This is a genomic window from Vibrio sp. QJM3NY_15, assembly GCF_057785995.1.
Genome location: NZ_CM173517.1, coordinates 1,689,675 through 1,711,729, shown reverse-complemented (window position 1 = coordinate 1,711,729; position 22,055 = coordinate 1,689,675). Strand labels below are relative to the sequence as shown.

The window sequence follows — 22,055 nt, the reverse complement described above, 5'->3', positions numbered from 1 at the left end:
CTATTTCTTAAGCAAGGCGTTCACTTTAATAATGTTTTGGCTTTTTGATAACCGACCTTTCAGATACCTTACTGATCGCCTGCCTTAGTCAAGATTGTCTGGTGTACGTAAGTACGTACCACACTTTGTACACTTATAATCACCCGTTGTGTTATTGGAGACTAGTGACGACAAAATCTGTTGGATCAAACCCGGTTTCTTTTCTTTTTGAGGTGCTTTTTGCACTTGGTTGCTGAACATAGTGTATTTATGCAGTGTCAGCACTTTGCAGTTACAACAAAACGCTCTCGTCTGCTCACTTCCATACATAATATCTATAAACCTTATCGATAACAGAAACTTAACCAATGCAAATATGCCACAAGTTGAATTTAATCTAAATCGTTTTATAGAATTATCCGTCAATCAAACAACCGAAACTAATAAAAGAAGCCGCTCATAAACCTACTTTTGTTGGTGAACAAATTTTTTCAGCTCACATAGCTTTACGTTGCACTCACTCTTTCATGTTTGTTAGATACTTCGATAACGTGATGCGGCAATGAGCGTAATAGGCTTCCTCTCCAAAGGGAGAAGCGAGTAATTCAGTTTCACCATGATTGGTATAAGAATCGAACTCATCACTCTGTTGTTGCAAGCTGGCATATAAATCGTCGACGACAGTGAGTTGATGTTTGCAATCTCCGCTCTCTCCCTGCTTGTACGCCAAATACACTTCTTGAAATAGTTTCGCGGCTATCGCACAGTGCATTTCTTCATGACGATACAGTTTTCCCATATAAGATTTGAATTCGTCCACCACGTCTCGGTTAGCTTCCGAACGTTGGATCTGGGGCAAGGTATACGTGATGTTAACGTCCAGTTTAGATAGCTCGCAGGTTTCACTGTTATGAGAGGTTTGATATTGCCAATTAGTAAGACCATCGAAACCTCTATCCTTTAAGTGTTGAGGCTTATTCTCATGAAAGGAGCGATTAATTTCAGCAACGGTACCTCCGTTCACGCTATAAGGTTGGTACTCAACACTAAGAGAATATCCTAAGGGCAACGTTTCGCTCATTGCTATATGGCTTAACAAAATTAGGTAGCTAAACATTATAAAGTGACCAAACACAATTGATGCGTTCGTTCCCAAAGCCTTTGATATCCGACTATTCATAGTCCCTCAATAGTTCTAAAAGCAAGACTAGAGTGATCATCAGCAATCGCTCAATCACCGCATATAAGGAACGACCAATATCAGGACTACCTCACGTGTCGATTAACGCCAAGTCATTACTTAGTTCGTTCCCAGTATTAAAAATAGGTCGGTATTGAGTTTTCACAAACGACTTTTTCATTCGAGCATCACTTACGAACAACGCTTATCTAATTTGTCCTTTCATTATGTGCTGCGGACCGGCTTCACCACCTAAGTACTTTTCATTGGTATCCACGAATCCACCCTTTTTGTAACAACTGACTGCCCCTGGGTTCTTGCAATTAACGGTCAGGTAAATTGAATCGTATTCAGCATAGTTAGATTTTAAATAAGGAAATAGCACCTTTACACTACCCGTCCCTATGCCTTTGCCCTGCTGATTTTTGTCGACAGCGAATGCTCTTAATCCTAAGCCACGTTCAGAACAAAAATCGTACCCAGCAGCATACGCAGTATCTAACTTAAAAAAGCCAACAACATCGTTGTTGTATTTGATTACGTGTAAGTGAATCGTGTCACTGCCACTCAATAAAAACGCCTCTGCGGTTCCTGCGAACTTGATCTGTTCATCAGCCAATTGAATGTTTTTCACTCTCTCAACATCCAACGGTTTGAGTCGTTCAACGGTTATCATAAATACTCCAAACTGTCTGGTTACGTTGCGCTTAGTCATTACGTAAGTTCCGTAATTAAGTCGCCATGGCCGATTACCTAATATTTTGACTTATTGTCTAAGAGAAGCCGGATTAATACTGTGGTTCATGCACTATTTCAGAAAACCTTTCTCTGCGGCACTTTCTAACTGAACTTCAAGTGCATCCCACAACTTATTACTGCCCTTGGATATGCGTTCACCATTGAAAGTGAGGACTTTATCTTTAGAGATATTGTGCTTCTTCCAGCTATGACCACCACCGTGGATGTTATGTAATAAGGGAGGCACTCTATCAATCGCTTTTGCGAACATCGACTCTGGAGACTTGCCTTCTTCAAACTCTAACCACAACTGTAAATACTCATCGCGTAGATCATGAGGTAACGATTGGAATAAGCGCTCAACACAATGACGTTCTTTTAACTTATTTTCTTCCGTTTCACTGGCGTAAATAATCGTGTCTCCGGCATCGATCTCACCTAGGTCATGAATCAATAGCATTTTAACAACACGCGTAATATCAATCGTCTCGTTCGCGTAGTCTTTCAACATCAAGGCACTTAAGCACACATGCCAACTATGCTCCGCTGAATTTTCGTAGCGATCCAACCCTACTGGTTTCGTTTGACGGTGAACTGATTTTAGTTTTTCAATTTCAACCATAAACTGAAGGACATTGTTGATTTCTTCCATGAAGCATTCTCCTAAATCGATTGTTAGTTAGATGGGTTTAAGTGCCATGGCTTAAGCGTCAGATTGTACGTATTTCTAGAAGTATTTATCTAGTGGCTTGTGGCCTTATTTATAGGGCGTATGTAAAGAACGCCCTATAAATTGACTTATAACCGACTTGTTGTGCTTATCTCTTTACCATCGGATGGTCAGGGTTTAACTGAAGTAAATCCCAAAGGTTTCCATATAAATCTTCGAATACAGCAACAGTACCGTAGTCTTGTTCTTGTGGATCTCGGACAAAGTTAATCCCTATCGATTTCATGTGCTCGTAGTCACGCCAGAAATCATCGGTATTCAAGAAAATGAATACACGTCCACCCGCTTGATTACCAATAAAATCATGCTGTTCTGGCTTAGACGCCTTTGCAAGCAATAAGGTAACGCCATGAGAATTCGGCGGAGCAACCACAACCCAACGTTTGTCTTGTTCTGCCTGATAGGTGTCTTCAATAAGTTCAAAATTCAGCTTGTTTACATAGAAATCGATGGCTTCATCGTAATCTTTAACGACCAATGCAATGTGGACAATATTTTGCTTCATGTTCTTACCTATTGTTAAACTTTATAGTTTTTAGAATCCGTTCATTATACGCAAGGTTTGAACTTTTTTGTCATTCCTTGGCAAGACGGAGACACAAGTTTATAACCTAATTTCTCATAGAATTCAGGTTCATCAGCGATCATTGAAACATACGATCCTTCGAGTGCAACTGAAGACAAATAGTCGTCGATATATCCCATCACTTTTCGCCCTAACCCTTGTCCTTGATAACTAGGATCAATAGCAACATCGACAACCTCAAAATTACATGCACCATCACCGACGACACGCCCCATACCAATTAGAACACCTTCGTCTCTTATCGAGACACCATAGAGGCTATTTGGTAACGCAATGGTGGCAGCTTCAATAGATTTTGGCGATAGGTTTGCTCGTACTCGCATATCGCAGAATTCATTTGGATTAGGAACTTTTTCTTCAAATACTATTGTCATTCTATACTACTCCTTTTGATATAAACGGAGCATACACCCTTGAACTGTATGTATATACAGTTATTTCGTATTATTCGAAAATTAGCATATCTAAAAATAAACACTCCCCTATAACTCATTGTTTAATCGATGATTTACAATAGAGTCAAAGGATAACAACACAACCCTAAGCTATTCTCTTTCAAGAAATTTGGCCATTTTATTTAAAGTGATTAAAGCCTTATCTAGCTCATCTCTGTCGATTCCTTCGGCGCCTTGATTTGCCCACACAACTTGTTTCTTATCGAGTAGATTATAGGTTTGCTTACCCTTGTCCGTGAGTTCCACGAGTTTCGCTTTCTTATGATTTGGATTATCTAACCATGCCACCAGCTCGTCTTTAACCATGACGTCAACAACACGCTGAGTGGCTTGCCTACTTTGGCCCATGATACGACTAATTTGTGACACTGTGACTAAGTCAGTTGATTTTTCAATCGCTCCCATCACCTTCCATCGTGCACTACTCAGTCCAAACTCTTCTGTTATTTTATCGCCTTCATTGTTCAACAAACCACTTACCTTAAAGATCTCTAAAGCAATCTTAGTAAAGACTTCTCCATTCGTATCCACAACGCCTCACTTTGACAACATGCTGTCATTAATTTAAACTCAACGATATTGACAACATGTTACCAAAATAACAAATGGAAGAGAACAATATGAAACCAATAATCCACCGACTTGCTGCAATAGTTGCTACGTTATGTGTTGCAACATTCTTTTCTTCAACCTTGATTGTGGAACTGACTGGAACCACAGAGTCGATACAGCTGGTTAAGTCGCTGATCGTATTTCCGGGTTTATTTATTCTGGTACCTGCGATTGCAGTTACGGGCATAACAGGTGCTGCAATGGCTAAGCACCGAAAAGGAAAAATTGTTGAACGTAAGAGTAAACGGATGCCAATCATTGCGTTTAACGGAATCTTTATTTTGATCCCAGCAGCCTACTTTTTGAATCAATGGGCGAGTTCTGGAGAGATGGATGTAGTATTTTATGGCGTTCAAGCGTTAGAACTTATCGCGGGTGCCACTAACCTAACACTGATGTCTTTGAACATTATGGATGGTCGAAAATTCCGTCCTAAAAAGACGAAATCTTAAGTATTCCTCTAGATAACATTCTTTAGGTGAAAGTACTCATGGGCCTTTCACCTCATAAGGAACCTACCCGATTCGCTAGTCATCACTTTAACCAATTTGCATATTCAGGTTGGGTGTCTTTCATATCCAAATACAGCCAGACCATTCTATCGACAAACCAAGCCTTAAATACAGCAATCCAAAGGTTACCAATGACGACTAAGGTTAAGTCTAAACTCCATAAACCATATACAAACACGGGCAAGCCTAGCCCAGTTAAAAACTGAAGAACCAAAATAGGTTTCACGTGATGAGCAGGAATAGACTCAACGTTACGATTCAGATAGATACGCTCGCCAAACGTACCCATTGAAGCCCAGTTGTTTGTTGTGTCAGGAGCTTGGAATAACCTCGGATTAATCCATACCCAAAGGAATGAGGCCAATATTGCCAGTACAGAATAGATTCCGATCCAATCTCTAGACCAAAAAGCGAGAGAAATCAGTGGGAGAAGAGTAAATCGAGTATAAACACTCCATGGATTAGAGTGCTTATGCCAAGTGGATTCATCCATCGACATGAGCTTTTCTAATTGTTTGATGATATCCAAATGACTTCCCTTGAATTGTTAACGTATCAGCCGTGAACAATTAGCCACGAGCAACAAGCAACGCTGCATATGAACTCAAACATTACACGACCAATTAAACGTTAAAAACTATTAGAACGTATTTTGTGATATCACAGGGTGAACTTGCATCACCCTATAGGCTTAACACCTTCTCGGAGTCGTTCGTTCATTGATTCTTAATGAACATTTATTTTTAACGAATAATCATATTCGCAGCCATGACTAACAGTAATACAGCGAAGATTTTTTTGATCGTTGGAACGGGTAAGTAATTGGTCGCTTTTGCCCCTAAGGGTGCTGTGAACCACGAAGTACAAACAATTCCTAATAATGCAAGTAAATAGACAAACCCAGCAAAACCATCCTCTAAAGCAAAGTGAGCTGTACCTGAACTGATGTAGCCTATCGAGCCAAACAACGCGATGACAATACCGCAGGCAGACGCACAACCTATGGCCTTTTTCATATCGAGTGAGAAGAACGTCAGTAAAGGCACTAATAACGCGCCACCACCAATACCGATCATGGCTGACAACCCGCCAGTGATCGTCGTAAAAAAGGTTAACAATGCTTTATTGGGTAGCTTACGATCTTTAGAAGCCTCGCTTTTACTGCTTAGGAACATCTTAATTGCGATAAGCACAACACTCACGGTAAAGATCAAGCGCACCACTTGTTCTGGCAATAGTGCCGCCATAAAACCACTAACCAATGCGCCAAGTGCAACACCCGTCATTATCCATGGTGCAAGATTCCATGGCACGTTACCATTTTTATGATGGGCGATTGCAGACGATGTTGATGTGAATAATATCGATGCTAATGACGTCGCAATTGCAACGATCACTACCTGTTCTGTTGGTAAAGATCCGAAGTGCAATAAAATACTACTGAGTACCGGGACAATAATAAGCCCCCCGCCAATCCCTAACAACCCAGCCAAAAAGCCTACACCACTGCCAAGTATCGCACAGTATAAAATCAACAACAGCCATTCACTCATTCCGCTTATTTCCTTATATATTCAGGGGCTAATTTACGACATAAATTCAGTTACGCTCGTATTCAGCCAGTTAATATAACTGACGGTCGCTTTATTTTTCAAACGAATACATCATGAATAATCCTCATGTTGAATGTGAAAGAAAACCATTATTAACCATCCACTGAAGCACGTATAAATAATCCCATAGCAAAAACATTATTGAATTTAATTCTTAAATCAGCTCACGGCCTCAAACCAAAACCTGTGCAAATCGCTGACTAAGAAATCAAAATATTGGGATACCAACACTATGAATAAAGACTTTAACTTTACAATTAAAAGCATTTGTCTCGATGAAAATTATCGTCCTTCAGACAGTACTCGTATCACAACCAATTTTGCTAACTTAGCGAGAGGCGATAGCCGCCAAGAGAATCTGCGTAATGCATTAAAGATGATTGATAACAGTTTCAACGCATTAGCGCATTGGGACAACCCAAACAGTGATCGCTACTCTGTTGAACTTGAAATCATTTCGGTTGATATGGACATTGAAGGCAGTGACCAAGCCTTTCCTTCAATCGAAATTTTGAAAACGAATATCGTTGACCACACCACCAACAAACGTATTGAAGGCATTGTTGGAAACAACTTTTCCTCTTACGTTCGCGATTATGATTTTAGTGTATTACTACTGGATCATAATAAAGGCCAACCGAAATTTAGTATCCCAGATAATTTTGGTGACCTACACGGAAAGCTCTTTAAATACTTTGTTAATTCGGATATTTATAAGCAGAACTTTAATAAACAGCCAGTGATATGCCTGAGTGTTTCAGACAATAAAACCTATCATAGAACTGAAAATCAACACCCAGTTTTAGGCGTTGAATATCAGCCAAACGAGTCTTCTCTCACTGAGCAATATTTCAAGAAGATGGGATTACAAGTTCGCTACTTTATGCCGCCAAATAGCGCAGCACCGTTAGCTTTCTATTTCTTTGGCGACTTACTTAATGATTACACCAATTTTGAATTGATCAGCACCATCAGCACAATGGGAACTTTTCAGAAGATTTACCGCCCAGAGATTTATAATGCGAACGCAATTGCCGGTAAATGCTACCAGCCAAATCTGAAGAGCTTAGATCATTCGTTGACTCAAATTGTTTATGACCGAGAAGAGCGCAGCCAGTTAGCTATTGAACAGGGTAAATTCGCTGAAGAACACTTCATTAAGCCGCACCAAGCGACGCTTGAGAATTGGTCTGCGAACTACGCATTGTAATTAACCCAGAATATAGCGGCGCTTATTATGAAAACACTATTACCTACTTCAACAGCAGGCAGCTTACCTAAGCCCTCTTGGTTAGCTCAACCTGAAACACTTTGGTCACCTTGGAAATTGGAAGGTGAAGAACTGATTGCTGGTAAACACGATGCGTTGCGTATCTCGTTGCAAGAACAGCAACAAGCCGGAATCAATATTGTTAGTGACGGCGAACAAACACGCCAACACTTCGTCACAACGTTTATTGAGCACCTTAACGGCGTTGATTTTGAGAAGCGTAAGACCGTTAAGATTCGTAATCGCTATGACGCAAGCGTCCCTACGGTTGTAGGCCCTGTTTCTCGCCAAAAGCCTGTTTTTGTCGAAGATGCTGAGTTCTTACGTCAACAAACTGATCAGCCGATTAAATGGGCATTGCCTGGTCCTATGACCATGATCGACACACTTTACGATGATCATTATGAGAGTCGCGAACAATTGGCTTGGGAGTTTGCCAAAATTCTCAACCAAGAAGCGAAAGACTTAGAAGCGGCTGGCGTTGATATAATCCAATTTGATGAGCCTTCATTTAACGTGTTCTTTGATGAAGTGAACGATTGGGGAATCGCGTGTTTAGAAAGAGCCATTGAAGGCCTTAAATGCGAAACTGCGGTTCATATATGTTATGGCTACGGCATCAAGGCCAATACAGATTGGAAAAAGACGTTAGGAACTGAGTGGAGACAATACGAAGAAGTATTTCCGAAACTGCAAAAATCTAATATCGATATTATCTCGTTAGAATGTCACAACTCTCGTGTGCCTATTGAGCTATTGGAACTAGTTCGCGGCAAAAAAGTCATGGTTGGCGCTATTGACGTAGCAACCAACGATATCGAAACACCAGAGGAAGTTGCAGATACTTTACGAAAAGCTCTAGAGTTTGTAGATGCCGAAAACCTGTATCCATGCACTAACTGCGGAATGGCTCCCCTGCCGCGCTCTATCGCAACGGCCAAGCTTAATGCATTACATGCAGGTGCAGAGATCATCCGAAAAGAAATCGCCGATAGATAGAACACTCATCGGAAGCTTTATCGAGATTTGAAGCATCAACCTGTTTAACAAAAAGCGCACCGCAGAAATCGGTGTGCTTTTTTGTGCTTAACTGTTGATACCGTTAGTTAATCATAAGCATTGAATCGCTGACTATTTCACTCAAGCTCACAGCTTGTTAAAGCTGTATGTATAGCCTCAGCATGTCTTTATGTTGAATGCCGTTTTCAAAGATGGGCTCTGGATAATTGAGAAGAAAGTAATCTTTAGCCACTGAATCAACTCGAAAGCCAAGGCGTTGATAGTAAGTTAGTTGATAACCAAAAGTACCGGTACCAAGTTCGACTCTTTCTATCCCTTTGGTCGGTAAAACGGACAAAACAAACCTAAGTAATTCGGACCCAATGCCACGCCCCTGATTTTCGGGATAGACCGAGACATTATAGACTTCAGCTACAGTATGCTTTTGAGGTTTAACAACACACGCACCCAAGGTTTTTCCATTCTCTGACGCGCTGAAGCACCACGAACTTGGCAGATACGATGAAATGCTCTCTTTTGACGGGTCAGCTTCAAGCAATAGATCCATCGGGATCTCGTGACTTGCAACTTCATTTAATTCCATATTTCTCACCAAGAGCGAAAAGCAAACCGAATTCTATCAAAAGTGATACTCACTACGCTAATTCACATGAGAAAACATCCCTTTGGATAACTGGTTACGAACTAGAGTGAAGCTTAATCGAATTGAGGCATGTTACTGACAGCCTAACCTCGCGTAGCAAGCCACGCATAGGCTGTTGGTGATAAAATTATTGATGCTTACTTGGCTACTGTAGCCTCTGACAGCTTACTCAACACACCTGAGATCTTTTTAATGACTTCATCACAACCTTGGATCTGATGACGCTCCATCAGGTACGTAGGATTATTATAAGTGAGCCAAACTTTCTTATTATCGTCTTCACTCACCATGACCTTCTGCGGTAAATCGATAGCCACATCTTGAGCGCACTGCATTAAAGGCGTTCCAACTTTTGGGTTACCAAAAATGATAACTTCGGTTGGTCGTAGTTCTAGGTTCACACTGGCCGCATTTTTTTGATGGTCAACTCTTGCAAACAAAGTAAGCCCTTTGCTTTTCGCTATATCTTCGAAGCGATCAGCTGTTTCTTGTACCGAGTAATTACTTTCATACTTAACTAGACCATCAGAAGCCGCGACAGAAAAGGAAGCGGAAAGTGCGATAATGCCTAGTGATATTATTCTTTTCATTCTATACCTCTACGAGTTAATTCATTCAAAACACAGTTGCCTAACGCCGAATTACAGGGCGAAACATCACTCTTATAACGCCTTTTTAGGTGCTTAGTCTACGCAGACCTTTGTAATATGCGTCATCAGAAAGCCTAACCTTTCAACTGGTTGGTACTTATGATTGTAGTGTGCGACACATTATCTGTATTTCTTCATTGAATTTTGGACAATGAGTTTTGTCCGAGTGTATGAAAAGTGTAATACCCAATAAACAAGAATAAACAACCCGATATCAATGAGAAAGAGCTTTAAATCGAACGGATCAGAAAAGATATTGTAGCTATACCCTAGCTGACTCATAACATGCCGGCTAAATAAGATAGTGATCAAAATAATGACCAAGTTCATGAACATCCTTATCGGTCTAAGACCTGCTTATTTATAAAAAACCTTGAGACCAACACCCTGTTAATAAGGCGTCGCGCATGAGTTTTCAGTGTTCCTATATGGCAATATTCTGAACCCCAATTGGGTGCGCGAAGCCTCCGACCCTAACCTTGATAATCTCACTATCGCCAACATCGTCTAATTCAACGGCTGCCGTAATTTGGGAAACACAACCCATTGCCCTACCTTGTTCGAAAGTAAACCTGTGTCCATAAATGCCATTTAAGTGCTTAGCTAAATAGCAAGCCAACGCACCACTGGCGCTCCCTGTTGCTGATTCCTCAGGGATCCCAAATAAAGGCGCGAAGTTTCTACAACTTGCAGTTAATTCGGTGGGTTTATCACACAGTTCAAAAGCATGCAGGCCAATGACATCATGTGACTTACAGAACTCACTCAGAGAATCTTCATCGACTTGAAGTTTGTCGAGATAGCCATTGGGGACGGGAACAATAATATCTGGCAACCCAGTTGAAATAACCTCGATTGGTAACTGAGTAGCGCTTAATATTTGGGGAGCGATTCCAATCAATTCAGATATCGTTTCATAGCTAAACACATCTCGATATTCAGGTAATGCTTGCTCCATGACTATCTGCCCATTCGACTCAACAGTGACAGCCAATATGCCAGCTTTAGTCCTTTGCGCGTATTGCCCTGGAGTGATAAGCCCTTCACGGTGCATTATTGAAAACGCTGCTAATGTTGCGTGTCCGCAGAAATCGACCTCACTCGTTGTGGTGAAAAAAGACAATTCAAAGTCGACTTCATCATCTTGAGAAACAAACGCTGTTTCAGAAAAGCCAACCGCTTGTGCTATCGCTAACTTTTCGTCGTTAGACAAAGAATCTGCCTGCAAAACCACGCCCGCAGGATTCCCTCCCTTACCGTTCTTAGTAAAGGAATTCACCAAAAAAGCTTCAACGTTCTTCAACTTCAGTACCTCCATGCAACATCATAGTAAACGGGGATAAATGCTCACTCCCACTCCAAACAATCTTGTCACATTTTGATGTTGCTCGATGTGCTTTTTCTGTACAACTGTCAATCAACCAACGTGTAATTCTACAGAGCTGATTAACACGAATTCATGAATAGTGAGCAACGAGTTGGACTCACTATAGATGCTAACTCTTAGAAGAAAAGCTGATTTTTTGAGGTGTTTTTCGGTCTTTTTTACAGATAACCACAGTGTTGGCTAATTTGTCATGCCACCCCTGTTTACGCTTATCCCAAGCAACCCAAAATATCCCAAGCCCAAATGGGATAGTCGCTAGGATATATCCAAGGTATCTCACTATATATTGTTGAAGAGAGGGTTTATCGCCAGTGGTGGCGTCTACAATTTTTGCGGATATCGCCATTTTGCCAGGTGTTGCTTGTCGATAAAGCCAACAAACCAAAATAGCGACGACTGGAAAGATCCAACCAAACACAAGATCTGTTAAGCCTTTTACTAATGCTTCGTTATCAAAATATACCCAGCCGTAAACTGAAATCAATATAGGGTATGTGATGGCACCGATTATGACCGTATCAATTAAACTCGCACCAACTCGAGGCCAAAAGCCTGAATATTCGTACAAATCACTTATTGTCGAGGGGACATCATCTTTCATGCTATTTACTTATATAATTAACGTAAATACATGATACTTAATGCAATCGACTTCTCAATTGATACTCAACAAGACACTTAATGTTTGTGATTGCCGTACCAATTTATAAATCACGACAATAGAAAATCGTTCAAAATGGCATCAATCAAGAAAACATATCACACGGTAAAACACCGAGTGTTATGAATCTAGTTATAAGCTTGGGAAAAGAAGTAAATACGGAGAGAGTTAGACCACAACCTTGCTGTAGCTATTTCGATCCATATCGACGACCTCAATCGTAATCGAGGCATCAACCAGAGACAAAGACTCTAATTGCATCATCACAGTGTTTGACAAGGTAGCCTTATTCTCATCGCTGCGGCCAGACAATATACGTAGTGTGACGTGGATGAAATCAGCTTTCTTCGTACCGGTTTGGTAGTTCTGATAGGCGATGCTTCTCACCTTGATATCTCGGCCGTCAGCCTCAAACAAACCCGAATTTAACGCACCTAGAAAGACTTTGTTGTTTAACTCATCTGACTTAATAGACGAAGAGTGTTCAATAATACAATGAGGCAAAACTTACTCCTTAGAAATTAGACGTTACTGTTACTTGAGCTATTAAACGAGTACATACGAACTTCGTCACGAGGAAACCAACCCAATTTCTCATAGAATTGCTGAGCGTTGATATTATCGTTGTATACGAATAAGTGCGTCTTGGGAATACCTAACGTAGCAAGAGAGTTAACCGCTTCGGATACAAGTTTACAACCTAGCCTCTGTCCTCTGCATTCAGTAGAGACAGCCAAATGTTGTAAATAACCTCGCCGACCATCAGTACCCACTAAGACAGCACCAACAACTTCTTTGTCGGACTCAGCGACAAAGCTCAAACCAGGGTTACGCTCTAGGTAACTCGCAATGCTTTCTTTTGAATCCGCATCACGAATGCTCATGCCTTCAGTTTTACACCATAACGCGATGACTGAATCATAATCTGCAGTTACCATTTCTCGAACCTTGACCACATTGCTCTCCTTGCTTCTGTAAGTTTCAATTGAATAAGTCGAAAGTCAGTTAGTTCTCGATTATTGACTTAGTAAGAAATGACAGAGATGAATCTACAGGATAATTATCCAACACCATTAGGCATTGATAGCCATCATTGTTGAGGAGGACAAGGTTTACCATTCAACTGAAAATCTTCGACTAGCTCTTTGATTCCAGACTCTAAATACTTGGTCATTTTTATATTCTATGCTGAAAAATCAGCGGAATAATACACCCACATAAACACATGTATATCCATACAGTTACAATCTGTGAGCTAAGACTTACTTGTAGAGGCTAAACTTCTTTGTAAATTCGCGTAGAGTTTCCGTGTCACCAAACAAGCATACACCTAAGTATTCTAAGTCTGCTTCTTTGGTTTGCTTAGTTCTTTGTTGTTGCTCGACAGAGCCACCTTCGATCATCGTACTCGTGAAATCGGTAAATTTGATCCCACGGCTAATGGCCTCTTCACGCACTTTTCGAAGCTTATTCGAATTGTCGGCTTTGAGAACAATGAAAGGATAGTGAGACAAGTTAGGGTGAACGCCATCCTCCATATCTTGATAATCAACGTAACAGGTTTCACCCTCTTTCAATTGATCAGATAAGCCAACACTCAAATGACCTAGTACATTCAGCGTTCTCTGAAATCCATCTTTTTACTTAAGACAGCAATGAATCGTTTCTGAGTTTCATCTGGCAAAGTGCTCACAACATCTCCTTTATTCAATTATAAATAACATTCGTCATCTAACGTATTACTGAGAGGTGAACAATGCAAGTGCCCTTGCTCATCGCAGGTTTAATCTTCCTATAGAGAAATACACTTCAATCTAATGTGCTTTGTCATTACCCCCGCTAAGAGTCACTTTGAACCCAAACTACATTTTCATCAGAAGTTGGAACCTCAAACCAAGACCAGAACAACTCCAACATTTCTGGCGTCATTTCATACGACTTTCCGTTCAACTCTGAATTACGATGAAATGCCCTCTCTTTACAAGTTCCAAAAGGGATGTCCAAGTAATGTACTTCACTTTTAACACCTGCATTTGATGCCCATTCAGTAAAAGCATTTCGATCAGCTTTGCGCCAAAAACCGAAGTCAAAAATAACAGGCACATCAAGAGAGAAAAGTTGTGTTGCCGAGTCTTTGAATAACCCCTGTAGAGTCGCTAAACGGTGGTCAAAGGTTTCACGATCCATATGCTCGCCATAGAGAGGAATCATCCATTCATCTATGGAGAAGCGAAAGGCGTTATGCTCTTCTGCAAGTCGTTTAGAGTACGTAGTTTTACCCGACCCAATAAAGCCACAAACGAAATAGATTTTAGTCATAGTTCCTCGTTAACAAACAACGCCTTTAAGATGTAAAACTGACAATACCAAAGGAACCCGCAAAACACTGTTATACAAAGCTATTCTTGCGCTTCTAATTTAGTAAAATTGGTTTTAAACGTGAATGCATAAGGTGTGTCACCCATTTCTCTGAGGTGATCTAGTCGCTCGATAGCTTCATCAAGGCTTGGGATATAATCATCTTCGACCCACCAAAGAACATAAGTGCCCTCAGCTAAACGATGAAACCATTCGTTTTTTCTTCGCATGAAATCGCGATGGTGAGTTCTAAACATGAAATTCTTTAACGAATCTACTGAATCCCACACAGACATATTGACGATCATATTCGGATCATCAAACGCTTTGATATTGGTCGCATCACCAGATTCATCTTTGAGACGCCAGACAAACCCTTCACTGCTTTCGGCTATGCCATTAACCAGATCCAAATTATCAACAAAATCTTTGATTTCCGGCGCATCTAAAGCGTACTTCGCCAGAGCAATATTTAACTGAGCTAATTTCACAATGCTTCTTCCTTGAATGATTATGATAAAAATGGAGAAGACTTCGATGAGCAATAACCAACGTCAATAGCTAACCAAAGCCTCGTTTCTAATCTTTACACCGTAACATGAAAGCTATCCTGAAGTTATTTCATTACTTTCGTTACATGTACTTTTCAATATATTCACGAACAAACTCGGTGGGTTTAAACAATGGGCTAATTGGAAGTTTGAGATTCAGCTTTTCGATGTCTAGAGATGCAGAACCATTTACATCCTCAAACTCCGCCCAGGTACATTCATTAATCTTTAGTACGACTTTTGAATCCAGTAGAATCTGTGCCAACGCCGCAGGGCTGTAACCCTTAGTTTCTGCAATAAAATGCTGCGTTTCTAAGGATCGATCTCGCGCCAACGTTAAATAGAATCTGGCAACGTCATAGACATGGATGTATTGGTTGTAACCTAAAGACGGTACAGGGACTTGAACGGTTCGGTTGAAGTAGGAGTCGATAATTCGTTTAAGCTGACAGTTATCACCGCCGTATACCAAGCTAGGACAATAAACGATATTCCACTCCATTCGGATGACGTAATTTATTGTTTCTACGTCTAACTTAACGGCTTCTAGAGGTTTAAAGTTAAATTCTTTTAGATCGTCATGGGATGCATGACCAAAGAGCCAAACACCGGATGTATGTATCTTGGTCGCATTTTTAGCTGCAAATCTATCGAGTTGTGTCAGTAACTCGTGCTCTATGTCTGCGATTTCATCAGGCGAAAATTCAGACCAGTGCGGACGCGCGCAATTTATAATGACATCGAAGTAACCTTCGAAATCGGAGCGTACCTCTTTGAAGTTTCCTGATTGGGGTATAACGCTTTTATTCCTGTCGTAGGTAAAAACTTCAAGGCCATTTTCTACAAACAACTTTGTTACGTGGCGACCAATGTATCCATTGGCTCCTGATATCAATACTCTCATTCTTTTCCTGAACTTATTCTTATTGCGATGCTCGATTAATATTGAGTCAATGTGTAAAAGCACCAAGTGTCATGACTCTATTTGTAACGATTGCTAGTGTCTGAAGCTCGAAGCTAAAAGTACTTAGGTATGGCCCCTTTAAACTCTGAGTCACTCGCGATATACATACAATCAGAACCCTCAATGCTGACAAACCCAAGTCGATGATAAAACTGGTGGCCGATATCGCTGTGCAAGTATAAAGCTTTACAATGCTTACTCGCGAGTAACTCCCTTTTTACTAAGTCGATTAACTTAGAAGCATAACCTTTGTGCCTTAGTTGGGGATGCGTCGCGATAGAGCCAAGACCGAAACACCCCTTTTGAAGACCAAACGTACCGCTGTAAACAATGAGAGCAGAGACAACTTGTTCCTTTTCGACAAGCACATACCATGTTCCCTTTGAATATTTACCGTTGCTACGACAACAAGACAAATACTCATCTAAAGAAAGGCCATCACCCCACACATCGAATCCCATTAGATAAACGATATCGAGCTCATCAGGTTCAGCTAATCTTAAGTACATGATGGTTAATTCCCTCATTTGGCCAATGCATAGAATGTACCTCAAGCAATATGTGCTTTGTCTTACAAAGAAGTACGTATGGGATATTCCGCTTTAGAGCTCTGTTCGTTAACCCGCTCTTGCACCATTGGGCATTTCTGTTTCTGGGCAAGCTAAACATGGTTGTAGTTTATCTTCGTAGCCAATATCAAAAAGCATCCCTTGAGAAACTTCACCTGCCATTTTTCTTTCTGGAAGGTTCACCACAAATAGCGCCTGTTTGCCTTCAATCTCTTTCGGGTTTTCACGTTCTTGTTTAATGCCAGCCAAGATTGAACGAGTGTGGTCGCCAAAATCTACTGTTAGCTTCATTAATTTGTCAGACTTAGCGACTTCGCTCACTTCCGTGATTTGGCCAACTCGGATATCAAGCTTTGCAAAATCGTCGAATGTAATTTCGTCTTTGATTGGTGCTGGTTTCATAGGTATATCCTAAATTTATGATGAGCGTTTAACGCTCTATGATGAAAGTTACGCTGCTATCACTTCTGCCGAACAAGTAATCTTTATTTTAGGTTGCAGCATCAAGCAAACATGGCAATGTTTTGAAACGGCTTCTTGAGCCGCAGTAAGAATATCTGACTCAGAAATCCCACGGCTTTGTACTGAAAAATGGAGATTGGCAGATTTATACAAGCGAGGTTCTTCGTCCGTTAAGGTGTGTGTGACGTTATTTTCTAGACCTGAGATTTCGAAACCTTTCTCTTGAAGGATCAAAACCACATCCGTTGCACTGCATGCGCCGAGTGCAGACAAAAGTACCTCGGTTGGACACGGTGCTTGGTTGCTGGTGGCGTCGATGTCAAAATTGAAACCACCCTCTGTGGTCACTTTAAATTGACACTCACCACCCCATTTAACATTGAGACTCATAGTGACTTACCTTTGAACATGTGAGTTTTTGGATGTCTTCTGTTCTATTGCGGGAATTATTAACCTCAGCAGGCTGAATTGTCTCTGAAATAGATGTTGTGCAGCAAGGCAGAACTCTACAATCGCTTTTGAGAATAGCGGTCAGTGAGACTAACCTATGGGTTTGCACGTACCCAGCCATGTACTTTCATAGTCGTAATCAGTTATGACATCCGCTGAATCCGCATAAAATGTATATGTACAAGTATCACTGAATATTTTATAGATCACTTCTTTTTCACCGCCATCACTCACAATAACCTCATTCGGCTCTCCCCAATGCTCTATGAGTGCGTCAACATCCCTTCCTGGCCAATCCTTCCCTAAATAAGCGCCAGTAATAAATAGAGAACATCCACTAAGAAGTAGAGTGATTAAAACAGCTGTCATTTTTTTCATTGGAAACCAAACCTTGCATACAACGACCTTATGATTGTACCCACAAAACAAATTGGTTAAACCACCTAACACTAAAATTACCAAGTATTAAGCTTCATCCGAAATGCCTCGTTATCGATTTAGGTTTGTAGCCAACGCTTTTCTAACGACACCGAATAACCGATCATACGGCGACATTGCCCAATCTAAACCATGACACCAAAAACACGAAACCCAACGTTGGCCTATTGACCTAAACGTTGGGTTTCTAATTCATATTTCTTGTTAAAGACTTTAGCTATGATCTCTAAGCTAGCCTAAGAGCTCTAACATGAACTTGTTTGGGTGTGGCCAAACTTCGTGTTCAGGTCGATCAAACTGCAGGAATTCAATAAGGTCTCGGCCTTCGAGAACAAACGCCACTTTAACTCCCGGTGCCGGGCTTGTTGGCGCTAAAACGATGTTTCTGCCGCTGATGGCATCTTCCAAGTTTTCTACAACATACCCGATATGTGGCTGCGTCTTAATGACTTCTGGCAATGTACTGTCTTCATCGAAGTTCATCCACTCCATGGCATAAGGCGTTTCGAAGTATCCTGTTGCATGCATTTTTAAGTCAGCATTATGGCTATCTTCAGGTAAATAGTTTGTGGTTGGAATGCCTACGTGGTGAAACGTCATTTTTTGGTATTTGGGGAGAGCTTTCATGTTTGTATTATTAGTATCACTAAAAGAACCAAAGGTTACTAGCAAGCCGTTGAAAACTCTATAGGAGTCATCTCAATGAATATTATTGAGGCTACCCAAGTATAAAACGCTAAGCATTATGCTTCTCGACCACTCGCTATATTCTGACTTCATCACTCTAAGCTTTTCAGGCCTGAGGTATCGACACCTTTCAGCGCTTCTTTTGCCACATCGTCAGAATTCGTCGCTTCCGATTTCGGGGAATAACTACCTGCGACACCTTTACCAAATGACGTTGCTTCGTCTTGTAATCTTTTCCCCTCAGACTCGCCGGCGATCCAACCTTGCTTATAATCAGTATCGGACTCGAACCGCTTTTGGTCTTTTATGAAGGTTTCAAAGTTATTACCCGCTTCTTGCATGCCACTATGTCTGCCATCATGAAAACCTTGCACATAAGCCATGTTATGCCCGCTTTCAATTAAAGCACTGTCACTTGTTCCACAGCCCGTAGAAATAATCGTAAACAATAGTAGTAATAGAAACCTTGTCATACCTGAACCCTCACTCTTCGCCTGTTAACCTATTAGCTTATTAGCTTATTAGCTTATTAGCTTATTAGCTTAACAATAGTCCAAGTTCCCATAAGGAGGCATAACGCATCCAAATGCGGTGAATGTTTGCGTGCCCGCTTTAGTCGTTCAATTTTAAGCGAGAGACAAAGTTATCGAGTTCACTAACACTTTTGATTACATGTACTGTTTTCTCATCGGACTTAGCGAGTAAGTTACACATCAGCTCATCATTCCAGAACGCTGGGCATAACTTCAGAATTTTGTAACTCGCTAGTGTTCCCTTCAATACCGAGCTTCCTTCAGGCCAACCTTCTGGTTTTACGAATACCCCTTTAAGAAAACGTTTTGTTACGAACCAATAGCTAACCGCATAAGGTAGGTCGATGTAGATCAACGTGTCGGCGGCATCTAAACGCTGATTGAACGCACCGATTGGCCCAAGCCCATCGATAATCCAAGTTTCTGAGCGTATGATTTTGTCGTGAACGTCTTTGAATATTTCTCGCTCGACCAACTCGCCATTTGGCTTGTAGGCAATTGAATCTAGTTGATGAAGTGGTAATCCAGTGGCCGCTGCCAACGCTTTACTTATCGTAGATTTCCCGCTGCCCGGTTTACCAAAAACCGCTATTTTCTTCATATTAATACCTCTAAGAGCCTGTTTCCCCGAAAGATAGATACAAAAAAACCACCTCACGGGTGGGTTTGATTATTCTAGAGCGCATCAAAAAACCCACCATTCCTATGGAATGATGATAATTCGTTTTTGAACTTGCTTTAGATTAGTTTTAATACAACCACTCTCATATATTGAAAGTGAGTTGTCAATTGAATTGATTAGAATCGTGTATTCATTAAGGGGAATTACAGCGCCAAACATGTGCTACATCAATAGTTGACTAATTTACTCTGGTATTATCATTTCACGATCACAGACTAATCGAGACCAATGAGATGACATTTTCAATCAAGAAGATCTTCAAAAACAAAGATACAGAAACCACTGAAGAAACGAAACTAACTACAGAAGAAACGACTCAAGAAAACAATGAACCAAAAAAGAAAATTAAGCATGACACCCCAAGCGGCTGTTGCGGATCTTGTTCATAGTTCCTATGTAGAACGAACCTTAGAAACCCGTCTAAGGTTTGTTTGTCTGCAAAACGTTATAACACATTAAGCGAAGCACCCTTCCTAAGCTCTTACCATCGTAAACACCAACACTGAACCAAACTCTCATTGGTAATATAGATTTTTCTAGTTATGTTGCTAAAGAGACATAAGCGCTTGCTGCGTATCTTTGTCTAAGTTTTCTAAAGCATAGCGAAAAGCAGTTCTAGGCATTTTGTCATGGTTATTTTTCAAATACTCCACGACCAATTCAGGCTCTTTCTTGGAAAACACTTTCAATAACCAGCCATAACCTTTTTGAACCAAGTGATGTTCGTTTTCTAACAAATGATCCGCAACTTGAGTCGGTTTCAAATCCTTGTAGACGTTCTTATTGACTGGGTATATCAGAACAACAGCTGCAGCTCTTTGTACCGCAAAGTGATCGTGTTCAACCCAACTTAGCACCTTCTCAAACAACTCATTATGTTGCCTGATTAATTCCCCAAAAGCGTGGGTACAAAAATCGTCACAGTCGTTCCAATCAGTCACATATTCAAATAGCCAATGCTCAAAAGTAACGAACGTTTCCAGCGTATATTGCTTCTTTACCCGAAACGCCCAATCATAGGCGATAACCCCAAATGCCCAATCCCTATGCTCAAGGAGTTCTTCGCTCGCTTTAAGTACATCTGAGATATCTTTACTCTCTAAGGTTCTATAGACCTTCGCCGATATACTGCGAATTTGGCTGGTGCGAACACTTTGCTCAGGATAACCAACCCCACGTAGCTCTCTTGCAATTAAGTCGAATACACTCATAAATTTTTTGTCATACGTTTAAGACGAACGCTGCCAATTTCTTCAACTTTTCAATACTCTGCGGCTCTTCGTATACTTCAGAGAAAAGTTTAAAAGCAACCTCATCATTCACTTCCAACCATGAAAAGCTCTGTTTTGGTCCGAAATACCAAAGCCTGCGCAATGAGAAATACGTTTGCAACAGATCAGTTTGAAGCCAACCTTTTCGAAAATTGCCCTCAAGCCCACCTTTGCATGCCTGTTTTAAGATCTTCTGCCTTAGTTCGATAAGATTGGTTTTATCTAAATCAGTTAGAGACGCAGGGCCCTTTTGATGCTCTTTCTCAACCTTCGTGATTAGGTTTTTGCCAAGCCCTCGTTTGTCTATAGTGCAGCACGCTTGGTGTAACTTTATAAAGTCACCAACGCTGTTCATTGCGTCCGTCGGATATATCCAAGCATCAATGAATACACCATCACAGTCGCTCGTATCTTCGAAAGTTTGCGAACCATCAATAAAACACGCGAGATCGACATCACTTTCAGCCGTCGCATCCCCTCTCGCTCTTGAGCCATAAACGATTACAGTATGAGGGTCATACTTTTTAACCATTTCATTTACAGCTAGCTCTGTCGCTTTATCCATAACATAACACCTTATTATTCGAATGTTACCCAACGAAAATACGGACGCTGGCCATCCATACGCTCTATTTCTGCACCTAAGTTATTGTAGAACTCATGGGCTTTTGTATTGTATGGGCTTGCTGTCCACGAAATGTGAGAGGCTAACGACTTTTCAGCTTCCGTTTTCAAAGCCTGCATAAGTTCAGCACCATACCCCTTTGATCTATGTTCCCCACCAACCAAAAGGTCATCAAGCCAAATAGACGGTTCACCGCTAAAAGAGGAGTAACGATAATGAAACAACGCGAAACCTAAAACATCCTCATTGAGTTCTAATAGCAAAGCATGTGCAAATGGATAGTCACCAAATAACGTGCGTTCGATTTTCTCTATAGTCGTCGATATTTCGCCTTCAAACCCTTTCATGCTTCGATCAAATTCAGCTTTTTGCTCAATAAGTTCGAACAACTTACTCGAGTCTTGTTTAGACGCTTTCCTTACGTTCATA

The 22,055-nt window shown here is 40.9% G+C and carries 32 protein-coding genes and 1 pseudogene; 4 read left to right on the top strand and 29 right to left on the bottom strand.

Going from position 1 to position 22,055, the window contains the following annotated elements; all coding sequences use genetic code 11:
* Nucleotides 1-84 precede the first annotated feature (84 nt).
* The 7 genes from AC3CKG_RS07780 to AC3CKG_RS07750 form a co-directional block, all read right to left on the bottom strand.
* Entirely contained in the window at nt 85-309 is a 225-nt protein-coding gene (locus AC3CKG_RS07780) for a hypothetical protein (protein ID WP_020477302.1), read from the bottom strand.
* A 187-nt stretch (nt 310-496) separates the two neighbouring features.
* Entirely contained in the window at nt 497-1,060 is a 564-nt protein-coding gene (locus AC3CKG_RS07775) for a DUF922 domain-containing protein (RefSeq protein WP_241907952.1), read from the bottom strand.
* 304 nt (nt 1,061-1,364) lie between these two features.
* Nucleotides 1,365-1,835 carry a GNAT family N-acetyltransferase gene (locus tag AC3CKG_RS07770; protein ID WP_102578523.1) on the bottom strand — a complete coding sequence of 157 codons (471 nt, stop codon included), beginning with the start codon at nt 1,833-1,835 and terminating at the stop codon, nt 1,365-1,367.
* A 132-nt stretch (nt 1,836-1,967) separates the two neighbouring features.
* Nucleotides 1,968-2,549 (bottom strand): HD domain-containing protein, encoded by a 582-nt coding sequence (locus AC3CKG_RS07765; RefSeq protein ID WP_102280769.1) that lies wholly within the window; start codon nt 2,547-2,549, stop codon nt 1,968-1,970.
* A gap of 166 nt (nt 2,550-2,715) precedes the next feature.
* Complete coding sequence (locus AC3CKG_RS07760; RefSeq protein ID WP_488529166.1) at nt 2,716-3,132, bottom strand: VOC family protein; 417 nt, start codon at nt 3,130-3,132, stop codon at nt 2,716-2,718.
* Between the two features lie 44 nt (nt 3,133-3,176).
* Entirely contained in the window at nt 3,177-3,587 is a 411-nt protein-coding gene (locus tag AC3CKG_RS07755; protein WP_102339691.1) for a GNAT family N-acetyltransferase, read from the bottom strand.
* 171 nt (nt 3,588-3,758) lie between these two features.
* A complete protein-coding gene (locus AC3CKG_RS07750) occupies nt 3,759-4,199 on the bottom strand; it encodes a MarR family winged helix-turn-helix transcriptional regulator (protein WP_065103485.1) in 441 nt (146 codons plus the stop codon).
* An 89-nt stretch (nt 4,200-4,288) separates the two neighbouring features.
* Here AC3CKG_RS07750 and AC3CKG_RS07745 point away from each other — a divergent pair, with 89 nt between their 5' ends.
* Nucleotides 4,289-4,732: a hypothetical protein gene (locus AC3CKG_RS07745; RefSeq protein ID WP_488529165.1), complete on the top strand. Its 444-nt coding sequence runs from the start codon at nt 4,289-4,291 to the stop codon at nt 4,730-4,732.
* An 82-nt stretch (nt 4,733-4,814) separates the two neighbouring features.
* On the opposite strand, the gene AC3CKG_RS07740 is transcribed toward AC3CKG_RS07745, so the two are convergent.
* Together AC3CKG_RS07740 and AC3CKG_RS07735 are read right to left on the bottom strand one after the other, a co-directional pair.
* A complete protein-coding gene (locus tag AC3CKG_RS07740; protein WP_102352891.1) occupies nt 4,815-5,321 on the bottom strand; it encodes a DUF6653 family protein in 507 nt (168 codons plus the stop codon).
* Nucleotides 5,322-5,535: 214 nt separating this feature from the next.
* Nucleotides 5,536-6,345, bottom strand: coding sequence for a sulfite exporter TauE/SafE family protein (locus AC3CKG_RS07735; protein WP_488529164.1), 810 nt, complete (start codon nt 6,343-6,345; stop codon nt 5,536-5,538).
* A 292-nt stretch (nt 6,346-6,637) separates the two neighbouring features.
* Here AC3CKG_RS07735 and AC3CKG_RS07730 point away from each other — a divergent pair, with 292 nt between their 5' ends.
* Nucleotides 6,638-7,615 (top strand): DUF1852 domain-containing protein, encoded by a 978-nt coding sequence (locus AC3CKG_RS07730; protein WP_488529163.1) that lies wholly within the window; start codon nt 6,638-6,640, stop codon nt 7,613-7,615.
* Nucleotides 7,616-7,642: 27 nt separating this feature from the next.
* Nucleotides 7,643-8,674, top strand: a complete 1,032-nt coding sequence (locus AC3CKG_RS07725; protein WP_488529162.1) for a methionine synthase — start codon at nt 7,643-7,645, stop codon at nt 8,672-8,674.
* A 157-nt stretch (nt 8,675-8,831) separates the two neighbouring features.
* On the opposite strand, the gene AC3CKG_RS07720 is transcribed toward AC3CKG_RS07725, so the two are convergent.
* From AC3CKG_RS07720 to AC3CKG_RS07640, 17 genes and pseudogenes are all read right to left on the bottom strand, one after another.
* Nucleotides 8,832-9,278 (bottom strand): GNAT family N-acetyltransferase, encoded by a 447-nt coding sequence (locus AC3CKG_RS07720; RefSeq protein ID WP_488529161.1) that lies wholly within the window; start codon nt 9,276-9,278, stop codon nt 8,832-8,834.
* Between the two features lie 197 nt (nt 9,279-9,475).
* Nucleotides 9,476-9,928, bottom strand: coding sequence for a DUF302 domain-containing protein (locus tag AC3CKG_RS07715; RefSeq protein ID WP_488529160.1), 453 nt, complete (start codon nt 9,926-9,928; stop codon nt 9,476-9,478).
* Nucleotides 9,929-10,412: 484 nt separating this feature from the next.
* On the bottom strand, nt 10,413-11,291 hold the full coding sequence (locus AC3CKG_RS07710; protein WP_488529159.1) for a PhzF family phenazine biosynthesis protein: 879 nt from the start codon (nt 11,289-11,291) through the stop codon (nt 10,413-10,415).
* A gap of 193 nt (nt 11,292-11,484) precedes the next feature.
* Nucleotides 11,485-11,976, bottom strand: a complete 492-nt coding sequence (locus AC3CKG_RS07705) for an RDD family protein (protein ID WP_488529158.1) — start codon at nt 11,974-11,976, stop codon at nt 11,485-11,487.
* A 228-nt stretch (nt 11,977-12,204) separates the two neighbouring features.
* Nucleotides 12,205-12,540 carry a 5-carboxymethyl-2-hydroxymuconate Delta-isomerase gene (locus AC3CKG_RS07700; RefSeq protein WP_488529157.1) on the bottom strand — a complete coding sequence of 112 codons (336 nt, stop codon included), beginning with the start codon at nt 12,538-12,540 and terminating at the stop codon, nt 12,205-12,207.
* 17 nt (nt 12,541-12,557) lie between these two features.
* Nucleotides 12,558-12,992, bottom strand: a complete 435-nt coding sequence (locus tag AC3CKG_RS07695) for a GNAT family N-acetyltransferase (protein WP_289884710.1) — start codon at nt 12,990-12,992, stop codon at nt 12,558-12,560.
* Between the two features lie 306 nt (nt 12,993-13,298).
* Nucleotides 13,299-13,729 (bottom strand): annotated as a pseudogene (locus AC3CKG_RS07690) (DUF2000 domain-containing protein).
* A 146-nt stretch (nt 13,730-13,875) separates the two neighbouring features.
* Nucleotides 13,876-14,355: a P-loop nucleotide/nucleoside kinase family protein gene (locus AC3CKG_RS07685; protein WP_102543714.1), complete on the bottom strand. Its 480-nt coding sequence runs from the start codon at nt 14,353-14,355 to the stop codon at nt 13,876-13,878.
* Nucleotides 14,356-14,435: 80 nt separating this feature from the next.
* Nucleotides 14,436-14,885 carry a DUF3291 domain-containing protein gene (locus AC3CKG_RS07680; RefSeq protein WP_488529156.1) on the bottom strand — a complete coding sequence of 150 codons (450 nt, stop codon included), beginning with the start codon at nt 14,883-14,885 and terminating at the stop codon, nt 14,436-14,438.
* A gap of 142 nt (nt 14,886-15,027) precedes the next feature.
* Nucleotides 15,028-15,849, bottom strand: coding sequence for an NAD-dependent epimerase/dehydratase family protein (locus tag AC3CKG_RS07675; RefSeq protein WP_289884706.1), 822 nt, complete (start codon nt 15,847-15,849; stop codon nt 15,028-15,030).
* 113 nt (nt 15,850-15,962) lie between these two features.
* Nucleotides 15,963-16,418, bottom strand: a complete 456-nt coding sequence (locus tag AC3CKG_RS07670; RefSeq protein WP_488529155.1) for a GNAT family N-acetyltransferase — start codon at nt 16,416-16,418, stop codon at nt 15,963-15,965.
* A 108-nt stretch (nt 16,419-16,526) separates the two neighbouring features.
* Complete coding sequence (locus AC3CKG_RS07665) at nt 16,527-16,880, bottom strand: tRNA-binding protein (RefSeq protein ID WP_065112528.1); 354 nt, start codon at nt 16,878-16,880, stop codon at nt 16,527-16,529.
* A 48-nt stretch (nt 16,881-16,928) separates the two neighbouring features.
* Nucleotides 16,929-17,330 (bottom strand): OsmC family protein, encoded by a 402-nt coding sequence (locus AC3CKG_RS07660; RefSeq protein ID WP_065112527.1) that lies wholly within the window; start codon nt 17,328-17,330, stop codon nt 16,929-16,931.
* Nucleotides 17,331-17,480: 150 nt separating this feature from the next.
* The gene (locus AC3CKG_RS07655; protein ID WP_076671898.1) at nt 17,481-17,768 is read right to left on the bottom strand and encodes a hypothetical protein; all 288 of its coding nucleotides are present in this window, start codon (nt 17,766-17,768) and stop codon (nt 17,481-17,483) included.
* A gap of 291 nt (nt 17,769-18,059) precedes the next feature.
* Entirely contained in the window at nt 18,060-18,455 is a 396-nt protein-coding gene (locus AC3CKG_RS07650) for a VOC family protein (protein WP_488529154.1), read from the bottom strand.
* 152 nt (nt 18,456-18,607) lie between these two features.
* On the bottom strand, nt 18,608-18,898 hold the full coding sequence (locus tag AC3CKG_RS07645) for a hypothetical protein (protein ID WP_076672185.1): 291 nt from the start codon (nt 18,896-18,898) through the stop codon (nt 18,608-18,610).
* A gap of 229 nt (nt 18,899-19,127) precedes the next feature.
* A complete protein-coding gene (locus tag AC3CKG_RS07640; protein ID WP_488529153.1) occupies nt 19,128-19,649 on the bottom strand; it encodes a P-loop NTPase family protein in 522 nt (173 codons plus the stop codon).
* A 314-nt stretch (nt 19,650-19,963) separates the two neighbouring features.
* On the opposite strand from AC3CKG_RS07640, the gene AC3CKG_RS07635 reads away from it, so the two are divergent.
* Nucleotides 19,964-20,119, top strand: coding sequence for a CCGSCS motif protein (locus tag AC3CKG_RS07635; RefSeq protein ID WP_099167247.1), 156 nt, complete (start codon nt 19,964-19,966; stop codon nt 20,117-20,119).
* Between the two features lie 159 nt (nt 20,120-20,278).
* Here AC3CKG_RS07635 and AC3CKG_RS07630 read toward each other — a convergent pair whose 3' ends face one another.
* Genes AC3CKG_RS07630 through AC3CKG_RS07620 form a run of 3 tightly spaced genes read right to left on the bottom strand, consistent with a single transcriptional unit; the run spans nt 20,279 to nt 22,054 of the window.
* A complete protein-coding gene (locus tag AC3CKG_RS07630) occupies nt 20,279-20,941 on the bottom strand; it encodes a DNA alkylation repair protein (RefSeq protein ID WP_488529152.1) in 663 nt (220 codons plus the stop codon).
* Nucleotides 20,942-20,951: 10 nt separating this feature from the next.
* Nucleotides 20,952-21,566 carry a nucleotidyltransferase family protein gene (locus AC3CKG_RS07625; RefSeq protein WP_488529151.1) on the bottom strand — a complete coding sequence of 205 codons (615 nt, stop codon included), beginning with the start codon at nt 21,564-21,566 and terminating at the stop codon, nt 20,952-20,954.
* Nucleotides 21,567-21,580: 14 nt separating this feature from the next.
* Nucleotides 21,581-22,054, bottom strand: a complete 474-nt coding sequence (locus AC3CKG_RS07620) for a GNAT family N-acetyltransferase (protein WP_488529150.1) — start codon at nt 22,052-22,054, stop codon at nt 21,581-21,583.
* Nucleotide 22,055 lies beyond the last annotated feature (1 nt).

Excerpts from the sequence above, each read along its gene's own strand:
- AC3CKG_RS07780 (WP_020477302.1), bottom strand. The coding sequence starts at position 309 with ATGTATGGAAGTGAGCAGACGAGAGCGTTTTGTTGTAACTGCAAAGTG.
- AC3CKG_RS07775 (WP_241907952.1), bottom strand. The coding sequence starts at position 1,060 with ATGAGCGAAACGTTGCCCTTAGGATATTCTCTTAGTGTTGAGTACCAA.
- AC3CKG_RS07770 (WP_102578523.1), bottom strand. The coding sequence starts at position 1,835 with ATGATAACCGTTGAACGACTCAAACCGTTGGATGTTGAGAGAGTGAAA.
- AC3CKG_RS07765 (WP_102280769.1), bottom strand. The coding sequence starts at position 2,549 with ATGGAAGAAATCAACAATGTCCTTCAGTTTATGGTTGAAATTGAAAAA.
- AC3CKG_RS07760 (WP_488529166.1), bottom strand. The coding sequence starts at position 3,132 with ATGAAGCAAAATATTGTCCACATTGCATTGGTCGTTAAAGATTACGAT.
- AC3CKG_RS07755 (WP_102339691.1), bottom strand. The coding sequence starts at position 3,587 with ATGACAATAGTATTTGAAGAAAAAGTTCCTAATCCAAATGAATTCTGC.
- AC3CKG_RS07745 (WP_488529165.1), top strand. The coding sequence starts at position 4,289 with ATGAAACCAATAATCCACCGACTTGCTGCAATAGTTGCTACGTTATGT.
- AC3CKG_RS07735 (WP_488529164.1), bottom strand. The coding sequence starts at position 6,345 with ATGAGTGAATGGCTGTTGTTGATTTTATACTGTGCGATACTTGGCAGT.
- AC3CKG_RS07730 (WP_488529163.1), top strand. The coding sequence starts at position 6,638 with ATGAATAAAGACTTTAACTTTACAATTAAAAGCATTTGTCTCGATGAA.
- AC3CKG_RS07725 (WP_488529162.1), top strand. The coding sequence starts at position 7,643 with ATGAAAACACTATTACCTACTTCAACAGCAGGCAGCTTACCTAAGCCC.
- AC3CKG_RS07720 (WP_488529161.1), bottom strand. The coding sequence starts at position 9,278 with ATGGAATTAAATGAAGTTGCAAGTCACGAGATCCCGATGGATCTATTG.
- AC3CKG_RS07715 (WP_488529160.1), bottom strand. The coding sequence starts at position 9,928 with ATGAAAAGAATAATATCACTAGGCATTATCGCACTTTCCGCTTCCTTT.
- AC3CKG_RS07705 (WP_488529158.1), bottom strand. The coding sequence starts at position 11,976 with ATGAAAGATGATGTCCCCTCGACAATAAGTGATTTGTACGAATATTCA.
- AC3CKG_RS07685 (WP_102543714.1), bottom strand. The coding sequence starts at position 14,355 with ATGACTAAAATCTATTTCGTTTGTGGCTTTATTGGGTCGGGTAAAACT.
- AC3CKG_RS07675 (WP_289884706.1), bottom strand. The coding sequence starts at position 15,849 with ATGAGAGTATTGATATCAGGAGCCAATGGATACATTGGTCGCCACGTA.
- AC3CKG_RS07670 (WP_488529155.1), bottom strand. The coding sequence starts at position 16,418 with ATGTACTTAAGATTAGCTGAACCTGATGAGCTCGATATCGTTTATCTA.
- AC3CKG_RS07665 (WP_065112528.1), bottom strand. The coding sequence starts at position 16,880 with ATGAAACCAGCACCAATCAAAGACGAAATTACATTCGACGATTTTGCA.
- AC3CKG_RS07660 (WP_065112527.1), bottom strand. The coding sequence starts at position 17,330 with ATGAGTCTCAATGTTAAATGGGGTGGTGAGTGTCAATTTAAAGTGACC.
- AC3CKG_RS07655 (WP_076671898.1), bottom strand. The coding sequence starts at position 17,768 with ATGAAAAAAATGACAGCTGTTTTAATCACTCTACTTCTTAGTGGATGT.
- AC3CKG_RS07650 (WP_488529154.1), bottom strand. The coding sequence starts at position 18,455 with ATGAAAGCTCTCCCCAAATACCAAAAAATGACGTTTCACCACGTAGGC.
- AC3CKG_RS07645 (WP_076672185.1), bottom strand. The coding sequence starts at position 18,898 with ATGGCTTATGTGCAAGGTTTTCATGATGGCAGACATAGTGGCATGCAA.
- AC3CKG_RS07640 (WP_488529153.1), bottom strand. The coding sequence starts at position 19,649 with ATGAAGAAAATAGCGGTTTTTGGTAAACCGGGCAGCGGGAAATCTACG.
- AC3CKG_RS07635 (WP_099167247.1), top strand. The coding sequence starts at position 19,964 with ATGACATTTTCAATCAAGAAGATCTTCAAAAACAAAGATACAGAAACC.
- AC3CKG_RS07630 (WP_488529152.1), bottom strand. The coding sequence starts at position 20,941 with ATGAGTGTATTCGACTTAATTGCAAGAGAGCTACGTGGGGTTGGTTAT.
- AC3CKG_RS07625 (WP_488529151.1), bottom strand. The coding sequence starts at position 21,566 with ATGGATAAAGCGACAGAGCTAGCTGTAAATGAAATGGTTAAAAAGTAT.
- AC3CKG_RS07620 (WP_488529150.1), bottom strand. The coding sequence starts at position 22,054 with ATGAACGTAAGGAAAGCGTCTAAACAAGACTCGAGTAAGTTGTTCGAA.